The organism is Ruminococcus sp. BSD2780120874_150323_B10, from assembly GCF_015553695.1.
Taxonomy (GTDB): Bacteria; Bacillota; Clostridia; order Oscillospirales; family Acutalibacteraceae; genus Ruminococcoides; species Ruminococcoides intestinale_A.
Genome location: NZ_JADNHD010000002.1, coordinates 48462 through 63383, shown reverse-complemented (window position 1 = coordinate 63383; position 14922 = coordinate 48462). Strand labels below are relative to the sequence as shown.

General features: G+C 39.8%; 16 protein-coding genes. All 16 read left to right on the top strand.

Going from position 1 to position 14922, the window contains the following annotated elements:
• Nucleotides 1–37 precede the first annotated feature (37 nt).
• The 16 genes from lspA to yihA all read left to right on the top strand — a co-directional run bounded on the left by lspA (nucleotide 38) and on the right by yihA (nucleotide 14902).
• A complete protein-coding gene (lspA, locus tag I2E21_RS01845) occupies nucleotides 38–514 on the top strand; it encodes a signal peptidase II (protein ID WP_186934788.1) in 477 nt (158 codons plus the stop codon).
• Entirely contained in the window at nucleotides 501–1418 is a 918-nt protein-coding gene (locus tag I2E21_RS01840; RefSeq protein ID WP_195410239.1) for an RluA family pseudouridine synthase, read from the top strand. Before lspA ends, I2E21_RS01840 begins: the two co-directional genes overlap by 14 nt.
• A 176-nt stretch (nucleotides 1419–1594) precedes the next feature.
• Complete coding sequence (gene rplS / locus I2E21_RS01835; protein ID WP_022234926.1) at nucleotides 1595–1942, top strand: 50S ribosomal protein L19; 348 nt, start codon at nucleotides 1595–1597, stop codon at nucleotides 1940–1942.
• Nucleotides 1943–2011: 69 nt separating this feature from the next.
• Nucleotides 2012–2713, top strand: coding sequence for a signal peptidase I (gene lepB, locus I2E21_RS01830; protein ID WP_195410238.1), 702 nt, complete (start codon nucleotides 2012–2014; stop codon nucleotides 2711–2713).
• A gap of 77 nt (nucleotides 2714–2790) precedes the next feature.
• On the top strand, nucleotides 2791–3366 hold the full coding sequence (gene lepB, locus I2E21_RS01825; RefSeq protein WP_195410237.1) for a signal peptidase I: 576 nt from the start codon (nucleotides 2791–2793) through the stop codon (nucleotides 3364–3366).
• A gap of 33 nt (nucleotides 3367–3399) precedes the next feature.
• The gene (gene ylqF / locus I2E21_RS01820; protein WP_022234929.1) at nucleotides 3400–4269 is read left to right on the top strand and encodes a ribosome biogenesis GTPase YlqF; all 870 of its coding nucleotides are present in this window, start codon (nucleotides 3400–3402) and stop codon (nucleotides 4267–4269) included.
• Nucleotides 4270–4280: 11 nt separating this feature from the next.
• Nucleotides 4281–4880, top strand: a complete 600-nt coding sequence (locus tag I2E21_RS01815; protein WP_022234930.1) for a ribonuclease HII — start codon at nucleotides 4281–4283, stop codon at nucleotides 4878–4880.
• A 2-nt stretch (nucleotides 4881–4882) separates the two neighbouring features.
• Nucleotides 4883–5272, top strand: coding sequence for a YraN family protein (locus I2E21_RS01810; protein WP_022234931.1), 390 nt, complete (start codon nucleotides 4883–4885; stop codon nucleotides 5270–5272).
• A complete protein-coding gene (locus tag I2E21_RS01805; protein ID WP_195410236.1) occupies nucleotides 5259–6176 on the top strand; it encodes a membrane dipeptidase in 918 nt (305 codons plus the stop codon). The genes I2E21_RS01810 and I2E21_RS01805 overlap by 14 nt, the downstream gene beginning before the upstream one ends.
• Nucleotides 6177–6231: 55 nt before the next feature.
• On the top strand, nucleotides 6232–7740 hold the full coding sequence (thrC, locus tag I2E21_RS01800; RefSeq protein ID WP_195410235.1) for a threonine synthase: 1509 nt from the start codon (nucleotides 6232–6234) through the stop codon (nucleotides 7738–7740).
• On the top strand, nucleotides 7740–8429 hold the full coding sequence (locus I2E21_RS01795; protein WP_022234934.1) for a metallophosphoesterase: 690 nt from the start codon (nucleotides 7740–7742) through the stop codon (nucleotides 8427–8429). The genes thrC and I2E21_RS01795 overlap by 1 nt, the downstream gene beginning before the upstream one ends.
• A 107-nt stretch (nucleotides 8430–8536) precedes the next feature.
• Nucleotides 8537–9814, top strand: coding sequence for a trigger factor (gene tig, locus I2E21_RS01790; RefSeq protein WP_195410234.1), 1278 nt, complete (start codon nucleotides 8537–8539; stop codon nucleotides 9812–9814).
• A gap of 60 nt (nucleotides 9815–9874) precedes the next feature.
• Nucleotides 9875–10456: an ATP-dependent Clp endopeptidase proteolytic subunit ClpP gene (clpP, locus tag I2E21_RS01785; RefSeq protein WP_022234936.1), complete on the top strand. Its 582-nt coding sequence runs from the start codon at nucleotides 9875–9877 to the stop codon at nucleotides 10454–10456.
• A gap of 15 nt (nucleotides 10457–10471) precedes the next feature.
• Nucleotides 10472–11800 carry an ATP-dependent Clp protease ATP-binding subunit ClpX gene (gene clpX, locus I2E21_RS01780; protein WP_022234937.1) on the top strand — a complete coding sequence of 443 codons (1329 nt, stop codon included), beginning with the start codon at nucleotides 10472–10474 and terminating at the stop codon, nucleotides 11798–11800.
• A gap of 97 nt (nucleotides 11801–11897) precedes the next feature.
• Complete coding sequence (gene lon, locus I2E21_RS01775) at nucleotides 11898–14300, top strand: endopeptidase La (RefSeq protein ID WP_195410233.1); 2403 nt, start codon at nucleotides 11898–11900, stop codon at nucleotides 14298–14300.
• 11 nt (nucleotides 14301–14311) lie between these two features.
• Nucleotides 14312–14902, top strand: a complete 591-nt coding sequence (gene yihA, locus I2E21_RS01770) for a ribosome biogenesis GTP-binding protein YihA/YsxC (RefSeq protein ID WP_195410232.1) — start codon at nucleotides 14312–14314, stop codon at nucleotides 14900–14902.
• Nucleotides 14903–14922: the final 20 nt, after the last annotated feature.

The following is a 14922-nucleotide window of genomic DNA, read 5'->3' as shown; positions in this document are numbered from 1 at the left end:
GTATTGCTGCACCGATTTAGCTTTATGGGGGAATTTTATGCCTTATATAGCCGTTGCGGTCGGAATAGTTTTGGCAATAGCAGACCAAATTATAAAGTTCTTTGTCAGCACAAATCTCAAAGAAATAGGAAGTGTGTCTGTTATTGACAATCTGCTTTCTTTTACCTATGTGGAAAACAACGGTGTGGCTTTCGGCAGTTTTGCAGGCAACAGATGGATTTTTGTAGTGCTTACAACTGCACTTATTGCCGCAATCTTAATTTATATGTTTAAAAAGAAACCAAAGAGCAAACTTTTTTATGCCTCTGTTGCGCTTGTTGTCGGCGGCGGAATAGGCAATCTTATAGACAGAATTTTTTACGGCTATGTTATTGACTACATCAGTCTTTCATTCTTTCCGCCCGTATGCAATTTTGCGGATTACTGCATAACGGTCGGTACGGTCTTGCTTATGGTTTATGTACTCTTTTTTTCAGAAGTCGGTAAAAAGGAATTGAAAAATGACAAAACTTGAATTTGTTGCCGAAAACGGCAACATAAGAATAGACAAATACATTGCCGACAATGAACCGTCACTCACAAGAACTGCGGCTGCCAAACTTATTGAGCAGGGCAAAGTTTTTGTAAATGAAAATTCTGTCGGTAAAAACTATAAGCTCAAAAGCGGCGACAGAATTACTCTCGAAATTCCCGATCCCGTACCTTACGAGGCAAAACCCGAGAACATTCCTTTGGAAATTATTTACGAGGATAACGATTTGCTTGTTGTTAACAAGCCGAAAGGAATGGTCGTTCATCCGGCGGCAGGCAATTATGACGGCACACTTGTAAACGCATTGCTTTATCATTGCGGAGATTCGTTATCAGGCATAAACGGTGTTATGCGTCCCGGAATTGTCCACAGAATAGATAAAGATACAAGCGGACTTCTGATAGTTGCGAAAAATGATTTTGCACATTTTTCGCTTGCCGAGCAGATTAAGGAACATTCTTTTACAAGGGAATACGAGGCAATTGTTTACGGCAATTTAAAAGACGATGAGGGCACAGTGAATGCTCCGATAGGAAGAAGTCAGTATGACCGTAAAAAAATGTGCGTTACCGAAAAAAACAGCAAACACGCTGTCACACATTACCGTGTGATTGCAAGATACAAGGGCTACACTCATATAAAATGTATTCTTGAAACGGGACGAACACATCAGATAAGAGTGCATATGGCGTACATCGGTCACCCTGTATCGGGAGATTTGGTTTACGGAGTTAAAAACGAAAAAGTTGATTTTACAGGTCAGTGCCTGCACGCAAGAAAAATCGGCTTTGTTCATCCAAGGAGCGGCGAATACCTTGAATTTACATCGCAGCTGCCCGAATATTTCAGAAATTATCTTGAAAAGCTCGATAAAATAACAAAATAATTTGCGATAAACGGAAAAAAGTCTTGCAATTTATTTTCTTTTGTGGTAATATATATAAGCATTTGAAACCGTCATACCTATGACGAGGTTCAGATGGCGGTAAAACCGTTATTTTGAAGCAGACATTCCTCTGCACTAAAAAGGTACGAATGTCAGAAAAAACAGGAGGAATTATAATGGACGCATTAAAAGCTATTGCTGCCGGTTCAGTTAAGGAAACCACACCAAAGTTTAATGTTGGTGACACAGTTAAGGTTTCTGTAAACATCCGTGAGGGCGAAAGAGAAAGAATTCAGATGTTTGAGGGCACAGTTATTGCTAAAAAGGGCAGTGGCGTTGCTGAAACATTTACTGTAAGACGCGTTGCTTACGGCGTAGGTGTTGAGAGAGTGTTCCCGCTCCATTCACCGAACGTTAAGGACGTGCAGGTAATTCGTTATGGTAAAGTTCGCAGAAGCAAGCTCTACTATCTCCGTGACAGAGTTGGTAAGGCTGCTAAGGTTAAAGAGCAGATCCGTAAGTAATTTCAAATGTAAGGAAAGGGACTTTTACAGTCCCTTTTTTACTTTACTTATTGTTAGCAGGTGGATAAATTGAGCGAAAATAAAACAAATACTAACGAAACAGAAAACAATGTTGTAGAAAACACAACAGCCGAAACACAGAATCAGAATATCGAGGTCGAGGACAGCGGAGATTACATTGCTTTCAGCAATCCCGAAAAAGACAAGCAGAAGAGCAACAAATTTGTTGCGGCAAAGGCAGACGGCGGCGCATCAAACTTTTACGATTGGGTAAAATCAATTGTATTTGCGCTTGTAATAGTTATTTTCTGTCTTAACTTCTTTTTCAGGTTGGTTGATGTAAAAGGTACATCAATGGTAGAAACCCTGCAAAACGGTGATAAATTGATTGTAACCAACTTTAATTACACTCCAAAGCCGAATGACATCATAGTAATTTCTCACGGTAAGGAGTACGCCGAACCGATTGTAAAGCGTGTTATTGCTACCGCAGGTCAGACTCTTAAGCTTGATTATGAAAACGACAGAATCCTTGTTGACGGTGTTGTAATTGACGAACCGTATCTTGATGTGTCAACATTCTGTAATGTTGAGGCAGATTACGAAATCCCCGAGGTTATTCCGGACGGTATGATTTTTGTAATGGGCGACAACAGAGGAGTTTCTATGGACAGCCGTGACTCAAGAATCGGTCTTATCAGCGTAGACAATGTTATAGGAAAAGCTCAATTTGTAGTTTATCCGTTTTCAGACTTTAAATATCTTTACTAAAAATTTTATTTGACCTATTGATAAAAGCTTATTTCTGTTTTATAATTGAAATAAGCTTTTATTTTTTTGGAGGATATATGAAATCTGAAAACAAAACCTCGAAAACAAAAATACAGATAAACAAAGAAAAATTACCTAACTGTATATTTGATATTTTCAAAACGGTTGTTTTCCTTTTTGCAATTATAAGCGTTGTATTTACATTTTTTATAAAAGATGTCACAATCGACGGCGAATCTATGAAAGACACGCTTTTTGACGGCGACAGGGCGATACTTACAAACTTTCTTTACTCACCGCAGGTGGGAGATATTGTGGCTGTTGACGCAGACCAGCAAATCGGAAAAATCATTATAAAACGAGTTATCGCAACCGAAGGACAGACAATAAAAATTGACTATGACAATAATAAAGTTATAGTTGACGGAATTGTACTTGACGAAGAATATGTTGCCTCCGATACAATAAGACCGACTGTCGGTTGGAATATTCCCGACACCATACCCGAAGGCTATGTGTTCGTAATGGGTGATAACCGTTCCGTATCACTCGACAGCAGAAGCGGCAGTATTCAGCTTATTCCAAAATCGATGATACTCGGCAAGGCACAATTTGTGATTTATCCGTTTGACCATTTCAAATATCTTTACTGATTTATAAACAACTATAAGGATTGATAAAATAAAATGAGCGAAATGCAAAATATACAGTGGTTTCCGGGTCATATGACCAAAACCAAAAGACAGATTCAGGCAAGTTTAAAACTTGTAGACGCAGTGGCAGAAATTCTTGACGCAAGAATACCCTTAAGCAGTAAAAATCCGGATTTACAAAAGCTTATTCAGAACAAACCAAAGGTTGTGCTTTTGAATAAATGCGATATGGCTAATCAGACCGCAACAAGCAGATGGATAGACTACTATGCATCACAGGGAATTACAGCGATTGCGGTTGACTGCAAAAGCGGTAAGGGACTTAATAAATTTGCCCCTGCTGTAAACAATGTGCTATCCGAACGCAGAGAAAGACTTAAGGCAAAGGGTATGGTAAACCCGATGCTTAGAATTATGATTGTAGGTATCCCGAATGTCGGTAAATCTTCATTCATTAACAGAGTAGCAAAGCAGAATCGAGCAAAGGTAGAGGACAGACCGGGTGTTACAAGAGGCAATCAGTGGTATTCAATCGCTAAAAATATAGAAATGCTCGATACTCCGGGTGTACTTTGGCCTAAATTTGACGATAAGATTGTCGGCGAAAGACTTGCTTTTACAGGTGCTGTAAAAGACCAAATTCTCGATACGGAGCTTCTCGCCGTAAGACTTCTTGACTTTTTGCGCAGCTTGAAACCCGCTGATTTTATTGCAAGATTTAAACTTGAGGATATTGACCTTGACGCAATCGATTCATACGAATTGCTTAATGTAATCGGCAAAAAAAGAGGTATGCTCATTTCAGGAGGAGAAATAGATACAGAGAGAGCCGCAATTATGCTTCTTGATGAATTCAGAAGCGGAAAACTCGGCAGAATCACTCTTGAAATGCCCGAAAGATAAAAGGTGAAACAATGGATTGGCTTGAATTTGAAAAAGAGGCGCTTGCAAAAGGTTATAAATCGGTTTGCGGAGTTGATGAGGCAGGCAGAGGCCCTCTCGCAGGTCCCGTCTGCGCCGCCGCCGTTATATTGCCCGAGGGCGTAATTATTGACGGTGTAAACGACTCAAAAAAATTAAGCGAGAAAAAGCGTGAGTCCTTGTTTGATGTTATAAGAGAACAGGCGCTGTCATACTCAATAGCTTACGCTACGGTTGACGAAATCGAAGAAATCAATATACTGAATGCAACAATGCTTGCGATGCGCAGAGCAATTGACGGTCTTGACATAAAGGCAGACTACGCAATGATTGACGGAAATAAAATTCCGCCGATTGACATTGACGCCGAGTGCATTGTAAAAGGTGATGCAAAATCTATGTCGATTGCTTGTGCATCTATCCTTGCAAAAGTGTCAAGGGACAGACTTTTATATAAGTATGCCGAAGAATATCCCATGTACGGTTTTGATAAACACAAAGGATACGGAACCAAGGTACACAGAGAGGCTATTCTTAAATACGGTCCGTGCCCGTACCACCGCAAAAGTTTTCTTAAAAAGCTGTATAAATAATTATGAAGTTATTTACGACAAAACAGAAAGGCGACATCGGCGAAAAATTTACCGAGCGTTACCTAAAGAAAAACGGTTATAAAATTCTTGAACGCAATTACAGACAAAAATGCGGTGAGATTGATATAATTGCTCAAAAAGGCGAATATATTATATTTACGGAAGTAAAAACAAGGGCGGCAAATTTTATTGCCCGTCCGTATGAGGCTGTTGACCGCAGGAAAATTTCAAGAATAAGAAAAACCGCCGCAATGTATATTGCCGAAAAACAGCTTGACGCTTATTTCCGCTTTGATGTCAGCGAAGTATTTACCGAGCCTGAAAGCGGCAAAGTAATTGACATCAACTATATTGAAAATGCTTTTGAAGGAGCTTCTTATGAAAGTATTTGATTTACATTGTGATACACTTTACAAAGCCGTGACTATGAGCCACGGCTTTTCCTGTTCCGACTATGAAGTTCAGACAGATGTGGATTTTGAAAAATATTTGCAGTGCTTTGCGGTATGGATTCCCGATGATTTAAGCATAAAACAGGGCAGAGCACTGTTTGAAAAAGCCAAAATTACACTTCCGAAAGAATGTAAAATCAACAATATAAATCTTGTTGATTCTTTTAAAGAAATTAATAATTCAACAAAAAACAAACTTGCAATGTTTACACTTGAAAACTGCAAAATAATCGACAATGATATTTCATATATAAAATACCTTGCCGACAGCAACATAAAAACAGCAACCCTTACTTGGAACGATACAAACTGTATCGGCGACGGCGCAATGGCAGAGCACCCGACAGGCATAACGGAGTTTGGCAAAAAAGCGGTATGTGAACTTGAAAATCAAGGGATTGTCATTGATGTATCACACGCAAGCGATAAACTTTTTTATGATGTATGTGAAATTGCTGCAAAGCCGTTTATAGCCACCCATTCAAACGCAAGAGCGGTTACTGCGCACAAAAGAAATCTTACAGACGAACAGGCAAAAATCATATTTAAAAACGGCGGAATTATAGGACTTAATTTTCATAATGCGTTTCTCAATAACGAACCCGAAAAAGCCTGCATTGATGATATTCTAAAGCACACAGAGCATTTTTTGTCGCTCGGCGGAGAAGATTATGTATGCCTCGGAAGTGATTTTGACGGCGGAATCTTGCCGTATGACATCAGAAATAACAGAAATCTATATGAAATTTATAATCTTTTTCTGCAAAAAAACTATCAAGAAGCCATAATTGATAAAATTTTTTATGAAAATGCAGTTAATTTCTTTGAAAACTTTGACATTTGATAAATTATGTAGTAAAATGTACTTTGTGTAAAGCAACTCTGAAAGGAAGATTTATATGTTGTATAACAGTACTCAAAATGCAGCCGAAGTTGTATCGGCCGCTCAGGCAATTGCCCAGGGTATTTCTAAGGATGGCGGACTTTTTGTGCCACAGGAATTTCCTAAATATTCCGCAGAAACATTTAATGAGCTTTTAAAGCTTGATTACAAGGGCAGAGCAAAAAAAGTTTTCGCTGATTTTCTTTCTGATTTTACAGAAGAAGAAATCAACGATTGTGTTGAAAATGCCTACACAAAAGAGAAGTTCGGCAGTGACAATCCTGCTCCCTTGGCTTACGCAAAGCTCAACGGCAAGGAACTTAATATTCTTGAACTTTGGCACGGTCCGACTTGTGCTTTTAAGGATATGGCACTCCAGATTCTTCCTCATTTTCTTACAAAATCACTTAAAAAGACATACGACGGCAAAGATGCAGTAATTCTTGTTGCCACATCGGGCGACACAGGTAAGGCTGCTCTTGAAGGCTTTAAAGATGTTGACCATACAAAAATTATCGTTTTCTATCCTGTTGACGGTGTAAGTCCAATGCAGAAGCACCAGATGAACACACAGGAAGGAAACAATGTTACCGTTTGCGCTATCAAGGGCAACTTTGATGATGCACAGACAGGTGTAAAGAAAATCTTTACTACTCCTGAAATTTCCGCAAAGCTTGAGGCTAACAATATGCTTTTCAGCTCTGCAAACTCAATTAACTGGGGCAGACTTCTTCCACAGATTGTTTACTATATTTCTGCTTACTGCGACCTCGTAAATGCAGGCAAAATCGCTATGGGTGACAAGATTAATGTTGTAGTTCCGACAGGTAACTTCGGCAATATTCTTGCATCATACTACGCAAGCATTATGGGACTTCCAATCAACAAGTTCATCTGTGCGTCAAACTCAAACAATGTTCTTTCTGACTTCATTAAGACAGGTGTTTATGACAAAAACAGACATTTCTATACAACAATTTCACCTTCAATGGACATTCTCGTATCAAGCAACCTCGAAAGACTTCTTTATAAGCTTTCGGGCAACAATGCCGATACTACAAAAGAGCTTATGACTGCTCTCAAGACTGTAGGCAAGTACGAGGTTTCCGACGAAATCAAGGCTGGAATCAAGTCAAAATTCTTCGGCGGTTTCTGCGATGATGAGCAGACAAAGGCTACAATCAAAGCTTTGTTTGATACAGATAACTACCTTTGCGATACTCATACAGCAGTTGCTGTTAATGTATATGAGCAGTATGTTGAGCAGACAGGCGACACAACTCCGTCTGTTATCGCATCGACAGCAAGCCCATACAAGTTCTCTAAGGCTGTTCTTGAGGCTGTTTCAGACGGCACAGACCTTCCTGAAAATGAATTTGATATGGTAGAAAAGCTATTCGAGGTTTCAAATGCTCCTGTGCCTGCACCTCTTGCAGCACTTAAGGACAAAAAGGCTCGTTTCTCAGATGTTACAGAGGTTAATTCTATGCCTCAGTATGTTCTTGATGCACTTAACATCAAATAATGAGTTTATTTGCGATAGCTGACCTTCATTTGTCACTCGGCGAAGATAAGCCGATGGATATTTTTGCGGGCTGGGACAACTATGTCGAAAGGCTTACAAAAAATTGGAATACACTTGTTACCGATGATGATACGGTTATGATTGCGGGTGATATTTCCTGGGCAATGAAGCTTGAACAAACATATACCGATTTTAAATATATTAATGATTTGCCCGGCAAGAAAATTTTTCTCAAGGGCAATCACGATTATTGGTGGGGAACCAAAAGTAAAATTGAAAAGTTCCTCGACAATAACAAACTTAATTCGATAAATATCCTTTTTAACAACACTTATGTTTGCGACAATAAAGCAATTTGCGGTACAAGAGGATGGTTTCTCGAAAATGAGTCTGACGCTGATGTAAAGGTACTTAACCGTGAAGTAGGCAGACTTGAAATGTCGATTTCAGAGGCGGAAAAAACAGGGCTTGAGCCTGTGGTTTTTCTGCACTATCCGCCTGTCTACTGCAACACCGAATGCAGCGAAATTATGAATGTATTATTAAAACACAATATAAAAAGATGCTATTACGGACACATTCACGGCAAATCAAATATGCGGTATGCCGTTGAGGGTGATTATAAAGGTATAAATTTTAAGCTGATCTCTTGCGACCGACTCGCATTTATGCCGATTTTGGTACGATAATAAGCATAAATTTGCTTTTGAGTATTGGCAAAACTGAATTTTTGTGTTATAATGAACTGATACTGATTATATTTGTATAAAAAATCAAATTTGGAGGATTTCAAAAAATGGCATTAAAAGAAAGTAAAAAACTTGAGCAGGCTAATTCATACGAGTTAGTTGTTACAGTTGACGGAGAAACTTTTGAAAAAGCACTTAACACAGTTTACAAGAAGGAAGTTAAGAAAATTAACATTCCCGGTTTTAGAAAGGGCAAAGCTCCACGCCACATTATTGAGAAAATGTACGGCAAAGAAGTATTCTATGATGACGCTATGCAGGATTGCTATCCTGAGGCTCTTTACAACGCAGCAGAAGAGGCAGGCGTAAAGATTGTTGCTGTTGAATCTATCGAAGTTACAGAGGTTGAGAACGGCTTTACTTTCAAGGCAAATATCGTTGTTGAGCCTGATATGGAAATCAACAACTACCTTGGCTTTGAAGTAACAAAGAAGTCAACAGAAGTTACAGACGAGCTTATTGACGAAGAAATCGAGAAGGTTCGTGACCGTAACTCAAGAATGGTAACAGTTGAGGACAGACCTGTTGCTAACGGCGACATCGCAGTTATCGACTTTGAAGGCTTTGTTGACGGCGTTGCATTTGACGGCGGTAAGGCTGAAAACTACAACCTTACAATCGGTTCAGGCAACTTTATCCCGGGCTTTGAGGAGCAGATTATCGGTCACAGCACTGATGAAGAGTTCTCTATCAATGTTAAGTTCCCTGAAGAGTATCAGGCTGAAGAGCTCGCAGGTAAGGACGCAGAGTTCAAGATTAAGCTTCACGAGATTAAGGCTAAGGAACTCCCTGAAGTTGACGATGAGTTTGTAAAGGATGTTTCAGAAAAAGAAACTGTAGCAGAATACAGAGATGAGCTTAAAGAAACAATCGCTGCCCGTCTTGAGGATGAAGCTGAAAAGGATAAGGACAATCAGATTGCCGAAAAACTTATCGAACTTCTTGAGGGCGAAATCCCACAGGCTATGTATGACAACCAGGTAAACGAAATGGTTAGAGATTTCGAGATGAGAATCCGTTCACAGGGTATTGATATGAACACATACCTCCAGTATATGGGTATTGACCTTGACGGCTTAAAGAAGATGTATGCCGACGAGGCTAAGAAAAGAGTTCAGTTAAGACTTGCTCTTGAAACAATCGCTAAGAAAGAGAATATTGAAGTAACAGACGCTGACCTTGACGAGGCTTACAACAAGATGGCAGAAACTTACAAGGTAGATGTTGAAACAGTTAAGGGTGCAGTTCCTGCCGAAACACTTACACTTGATGTTAAGGCTGAAAAGGCTCTTAATATGGTAAAGGACAGTGTAGTTATTAAATAATTTGAATAATTAACCTGTTTTTGTTAATTACTATTTACTATAATGAAAGGTTTTGATCAAATGGCATTAGTACCATATGTACTTGAACAGACAAGCCGTGGCGAACGCTCATACGACATCTATTCAAGACTTCTTAATGACAGAATCGTTATGCTCACAGAAGAAGTGAACAGTGCAAGTGCAAGTGTAGTAGTAGCACAGCTACTCTACCTTGAGAGCCAGGATCCTACAAAGGATATTTGCCTTTATATCAACAGCCCCGGTGGCAGTGTTACAGATGGATTTGCAATATTTGATACAATGAATTACATCAAATGTGATGTTTCCACTATTTGTATGGGTATGGCAGCAAGTATGGGTGCATTCCTCCTTGCAGCCGGCGCAAAGGGCAAGCGTCTTGCTCTTCCAAACAGTGACATTATGATTCACCAACCGTCAGGCGGTGCACAAGGTCAGGCTACAGATATGGAAATTCATACAAGACACATTCTTGATATGAAACAGCGTCTTAATCAGATTCTTGCTGATAATACAGGACAGCCGATTGATGTAATCGCAAGAGATACTAACAGAGATAACTTTATGACTGCTCAGCAGGCTCTTGAATACGGTCTTATCGATAAGGTTATTGAAAAAAGATAAGGTGAGGAAATCTTAATGGCAAACAAAAACAACGAAAAAGAAATATACTGCTCTTTTTGCGGAAAGCCACAGGAATTGGTTGGCCGTCTGATTGCAGGCAACGGCGTGTATATTTGCGACCAGTGCGTTGATTTATGTATGAATATTCTTGAGCAGACAGAAGAACTCGAGAATACAGCGGTTGACGCAGAGCTTGCTAAAAAAGATGATACCGTTTCTATTCCAAAGCTCCTTAAGCCTAAGGAAATCAAGGAAATTCTTGATGAATATGTAATCGGTCAGGATGCCGCAAAAGTTACGCTCAGTGTTGCTGTTTATAACCACTACAAGAGAGTGTTTTCAAACGAAACCGATGTTGATTTTTCAAAAAGTAATGTTCTTTTGCTCGGTCCGACAGGCGTAGGTAAAACTTTGCTTGCTCAAACTCTTGCAAAAGCACTTGATGTTCCGTTTGCCATTGCAGATGCCACCACACTTACAGAGGCTGGCTATGTCGGCGAAGATGTAGAGAACATCTTATTAAAGCTTATTCAGGCTGCTGATTTCGACATTGAAAAAGCAGAGCGAGGCATTATTTACATTGATGAAATAGACAAAATTGCTCGTAAATCGGAAAATCCGTCTATCACCCGTGATGTAAGCGGTGAGGGTGTTCAGCAGGCATTGCTCAAAATTATTGAGGGTACTGTTTCCAATGTGCCTCCGCAGGGCGGCAGAAAACATCCGCAACAGGAATTTTTACAGATAAACACAAAGAATATTCTGTTTATCTGCGGCGGTGCTTTTGACGGTCTTGAAAAAATTGTTACAAAGCGCAAAGGCTCTTCAGTAATCGGTTTCGAGTCATTTATTCAGGATAAAAAAGAGCTTGACGAAACCTATTGGATGAAAGATGTTACTGCACACGATCTTGTTAAGTACGGCATAATTCCGGAGCTTATCGGCAGACTTCCCGTTATTACGGCTCTAAGCGGTCTTGATACCGACGCTCTTGTGCAAATCCTTACAGTTCCTAAAAATTCAATTGTTCAGCAGTATAAAAAACTCTTTGAGCTTGACAATGTTGAACTTGTATTTGAAGATGACGCTTTAAAAGCAGTTGCCAAAAAAGCGCAGGAACAGAGAACAGGTGCAAGAGGACTAAGAGGAATTATGGAGGGAATACTAACTAACCTTATGTTTGAAATTCCGTCCGATCCGACTATTGAAAGGGTAACAATCACAGAAAAGGTTGTAACCGAGGGCAGCGAACCCGAACTTCTCAGAAATGAAGACAAGGCGGCTGTTTCAATCAACTTAAAACAAGATGCAAAGAAGCGTCAAAAACGAAGCACAGCTTCTTAAAGTATTGTAAATAATTAAAGCTGTATTGCCGAAAAAACAATACAGCTTTTTTTGATTAGATTTAATTGTGAAATAAATTGTGATGGGAGGATAGAAAATGGACGATAGAAACGATAATTTAATACTTTTGCCCGTTCTGCCGCTCAGAGGACTTGTTGTTTTTCCGAAAACGCTCATTCATTTTGATGTGGGAAGAAAGAAGAGCATCAGTGCTATAAATGCCGCTATGAAAAACGATCAGCTTATTTTTCTTGTTACACAGAAAGACGCTGCCGAAAACGACCCTGATATTACAAAATGCTACTCAACAGGCGTAGTTGCAAAAATAGTTCAGGTAATCAAACAGCCCGACAACTCAACAAGAGTTGTTATTGAGGGCAAATTCAGAGCCGGAATTGTAACTCCTGTATTCGATAAAAATTGTCTTATGGTCGAAGTTGAGCCGTATCCGGATAAAAAGTTTAAGCACACCTCCGAACAACTCGGTTTGATGCGTGCTGTCAGATTGGAATTTGAAAACTATGTCAAGGTAGCTCCTCGAGTTCCGAATGATATTATATTTAAAGTTGCCTCTTGTAAGTCTTGCGGCGAGCTTGCAGACTACATAGCTGACAACATTGTTCTTGATTATCAGGCAAAGCAGACCATTCTTGAAGAACTTGACCAAACCGAGCGACTGGATATGTTGCTTGACATTCTTATAAATGAAACTTATATTCTTTCAATCGAAAAAGATATTGTTCAAAAAGCAAGAGACAGAATTGAAGAAAATCAGCGTGATTATTTTCTAAGAGAACAGAAAAAGATTATTGAAGAAGAGCTCGGCGAGGACGATAATCCGTCCGCAGAGGCAGAGGCTTACGCCGAAAGAATTTATGCTTTGGGACTTTCAGAAGAAACTGAAAATATCCTCATCAAAGAGTGCAAAAAGCTGATGCGTATGCCGTACGGAAGTCAGGAGGCATCTGTTATCAGGACTTATCTTGACACAGTGCTTGACCTTCCGTGGAACACAGCTACCAAAGATAAAATTTCCGTTACCAAGTTAAGAAAAGAACTTGATAAATCTCACTTCGGACTTGCTAAAATCAAGGAAAGAATCATTGAGCAGCTTGCCGTTACAAAATTGAGAGGTTCGCAGGACGGTCAGATTATCTGTTTTGCAGGCCCTCCGGGTGTCGGCAAAACCTCGATTGCACAGTCAATTGCAAAGGCTGTCGGCAGAAAGAGCCAAAGAATTGCCCTCGGCGGCGTGCGTGACGAGGCAGAAATCAGAGGTCACAGAAGAACTTACATCGGCTCTATTCCGGGCAGAATTATGACTGCCATTCAGAATGCAGGTTCAAACAACCCTGTTCTTATTCTTGACGAAATCGACAAACTTGCCAGCGATTACAAAGGTGACCCTACATCCGCTTTGCTTGAAGTCCTCGATTCGGAACAGAACAACAAGTTTGTTGACCATTATATTGATATTCCTTTTGATTTGTCTAATGTAATGTTCATTACAACAGCCAATGATGTATCACAAATTCCCGCACCGTTGCGTGACAGAATGGAAATCATTGAGCTTGACAGCTATACAAGAGAAGAAAAATTTAACATTGCTAAAAAGCATCTTGTTCCAAAACAGCTTGAAAAGAGCGGATTTACCGCTAAAGAGGTTAAATTTACTCAATCGGCGCTGTATTTCCTAATTGATTTTTATACAAGAGAGGCGGGTGTTCGTACTCTTGAAAGATTAATCGGAAATGTGCTCCGTAAATGCGCAGTTAAAAAACTTGAAGACGAACAGGAAACTTTTAAAATTACAAACAAAGAAATTCTTGAAATGCTCGGACACAAGAAATTTACAACCGATAAATTACCGTCAAAGGACGAAATCGGCACTGTAAACGGACTTGCTTGGACAAGCGTCGGCGGTGAACTTTTACCGATTGAAGTTGCGGTTATGGAGGGCACGGGCAAACTTGAGCTTACGGGTTCTCTCGGCGATGTTATGCAGGAGTCGGCAAAGGCTGCCGTTACTTGCATAAGAAGTCACGCAAATTCACTCGGAATTAATCCGCAGTTCTACAAAAATAAAGATATTCACATTCACGCTCCCGAGGGTGCTGTACCAAAGGACGGTCCTTCGGCGGGTATTACAATGGCAACCGCCATTTATTCAGCTTTAACAGGAAAGCCCGTAAAGCGTGATGTTGCAATGACAGGTGAAATTACCCTACGAGGTAATGTAATGCCGATAGGCGGCTTAAAAGAAAAGAGTATGGCTGCATATAAATCGGGCATTAAAACCGTTATCATTCCAAAGGAAAATGAAGCAGACCTTGAGGAAATAGACCCTGTTGTAAAGGAAAAAGTAAGTTTTATTCCTGTTACAAGTTTCTCACAGGTAGTCCCGATTGCAATAGTCGATGTACCTGTAATTTCAGAAAAGCAATGGAATGCAGTTGCCGATAATACGGTAACTACCAAATCGGAAAACATCAGACAGTAGGGGTGAGGTAAATGAATTTTAACGAAGTACAATTTGAATTTGCCGCCGGCACAAAAGAACAGCTGCCAAAATCTGATATGCCCGAAATTGTTTTTTCAGGACATTCAAATGTCGGAAAGTCATCTCTTATAAATAAACTTGTGCAGAGAAAAGCACTCGCAAGAGTCAGCGCCCAACCCGGTAAAACAGCGACCATAAACTTCTATAAATTAAAAGAATTTCGTATGGTTGACCTGCCCGGTTACGGCTACGCAAAGGTTTCCAAAAACGAAAAGAAACGCTGGGCTGAACTTGTAGAGGGATATTTTGCACAGGAAAGAAATATAAAATTGATTATCCAAATTCTCGATATGCGCCATCCTCCTACAGATGACGACCTTGAGATGGTGGACTTTCTTTACAGAAGTAATTACCCGTTTGCTGTAGTGCTTACAAAGCGTGACAAGCTGAACAAAACAAACCAGAAACTACAGCTTGAATACTATCAGGATATTTTCAGCACAATCGAAGATTTACCTATGATAGAGTTTTCGGCACAGGACGGATATGGCAAAGAGGAAATAAAGGCTCTTATAGAGTCACATATTTTGCAGACCGAATAAAAGGCTGCGCAAGTAAATAT

What these genes read in the sequence shown, in the direction of transcription:
- thrC (WP_195410235.1), top strand. Translation starts at nt 6,232, where the DNA reads ATGTTGTATAACAGTACTCAAAATGCAGCCGAAGTTGTATCGGCCGCT.
- tig (WP_195410234.1), top strand. Translation starts at nt 8,537, where the DNA reads ATGGCATTAAAAGAAAGTAAAAAACTTGAGCAGGCTAATTCATACGAG.
- lon (WP_195410233.1), top strand. Translation starts at nt 11,898, where the DNA reads ATGGACGATAGAAACGATAATTTAATACTTTTGCCCGTTCTGCCGCTC.
- lepB (WP_195410237.1), top strand. Translation starts at nt 2,791, where the DNA reads ATGAAATCTGAAAACAAAACCTCGAAAACAAAAATACAGATAAACAAA.
- clpP (WP_022234936.1), top strand. Translation starts at nt 9,875, where the DNA reads ATGGCATTAGTACCATATGTACTTGAACAGACAAGCCGTGGCGAACGC.
- clpX (WP_022234937.1), top strand. Translation starts at nt 10,472, where the DNA reads ATGGCAAACAAAAACAACGAAAAAGAAATATACTGCTCTTTTTGCGGA.
- I2E21_RS01805 (WP_195410236.1), top strand. Translation starts at nt 5,259, where the DNA reads ATGAAAGTATTTGATTTACATTGTGATACACTTTACAAAGCCGTGACT.
- rplS (WP_022234926.1), top strand. Translation starts at nt 1,595, where the DNA reads ATGGACGCATTAAAAGCTATTGCTGCCGGTTCAGTTAAGGAAACCACA.
- yihA (WP_195410232.1), top strand. Translation starts at nt 14,312, where the DNA reads ATGAATTTTAACGAAGTACAATTTGAATTTGCCGCCGGCACAAAAGAA.
- I2E21_RS01840 (WP_195410239.1), top strand. Translation starts at nt 501, where the DNA reads ATGACAAAACTTGAATTTGTTGCCGAAAACGGCAACATAAGAATAGAC.
- ylqF (WP_022234929.1), top strand. Translation starts at nt 3,400, where the DNA reads ATGAGCGAAATGCAAAATATACAGTGGTTTCCGGGTCATATGACCAAA.
- I2E21_RS01795 (WP_022234934.1), top strand. Translation starts at nt 7,740, where the DNA reads ATGAGTTTATTTGCGATAGCTGACCTTCATTTGTCACTCGGCGAAGAT.
- I2E21_RS01815 (WP_022234930.1), top strand. Translation starts at nt 4,281, where the DNA reads ATGGATTGGCTTGAATTTGAAAAAGAGGCGCTTGCAAAAGGTTATAAA.
- lspA (WP_186934788.1), top strand. Translation starts at nt 38, where the DNA reads ATGCCTTATATAGCCGTTGCGGTCGGAATAGTTTTGGCAATAGCAGAC.
- I2E21_RS01810 (WP_022234931.1), top strand. Translation starts at nt 4,883, where the DNA reads ATGAAGTTATTTACGACAAAACAGAAAGGCGACATCGGCGAAAAATTT.